We start from the raw sequence: 767 nt of genomic DNA, 5'->3' as shown, positions 1-767 counted from the left end.
TTCGCTTCCCACATCACCGATTCGAGTCTTTCCGCGATGTCGAAAAGCTTGTTGTTGCCCGCTTCCTTCGAGAGCTTCTTCGCCACTTCCTTGATGACCTTGTTGCGCGGGTCCGAGATCGTGTAGACCGGGTGACCGAAACCGATCACCACTTCCTTGTTCTCAACGCGCCGGCGGATATCGCTTTCCGCTTCGTCCGGCGTCTGGTAGCGCGACTGGATCTCGAACGCGACTTCGTTCGCGCCGCCGTGCTTCGGTCCGCGCAGCGCGCCAATCGCGCCCGTGATCGCCGAATAGATGTCAGAACCGGTGCCCGCGATCACGCGGCCGGTGAACGTCGACGCGTTGAACTCATGCTCGGCATACAGGTTCAGCGACACGTGCATTGCATCGACCCACGACTTCGACGGCTCGACACCGTGCAGCAGATGCAGGAAGTGGCCGCCGATCGAATCGTCGTCGGTTTCCACCTCAATGCGTTTGCCGTTGTGCGAATAGTGGTACCAGTAGAGCAGCATCGAGCCGAGCGACGCCATCAGTTGGTCGGCGATATCGCGCGCGCCGGGCAGGTTGTGATCGTCCTTCTCCGGCAGCACGGTGCCGAGCACCGAGACGCCCGTGCGCATCACGTCCATTGGATGCGCGGCAGCGGGAATCCATTCGAGCGCGGCCTTCACATTGGCGGGCAGGCCGCGCAACGCCTTGAGCTTCGTCTTGTAGGCGGTGAGTTCGGCCTGTGTCGGCAGCTTTTCGTGCACGAGCAGATA

Annotated in this window: 1 protein-coding gene; it reads right to left on the bottom strand. The window is 61.5% G+C overall.

The window, feature by feature from the left end; all coding sequences use genetic code 11:
- Positions 1-767, bottom strand: a 767-nt coding sequence (locus BCA01S_RS34255; protein WP_027780690.1) for a citrate/2-methylcitrate synthase, incomplete at both ends; no start/stop codon positions are given.

Origin of the sequence: Paraburkholderia caledonica NBRC 102488 (genome assembly GCF_000685095.1) — a bacterium.
GTDB classification, from domain to species: domain Bacteria; phylum Pseudomonadota; class Gammaproteobacteria; order Burkholderiales; family Burkholderiaceae; genus Paraburkholderia; species Paraburkholderia caledonica.
The sequence above is the reverse complement of the archived record's forward strand: the minus strand, read 5'-3'. Positions and strand labels throughout refer to the sequence as shown.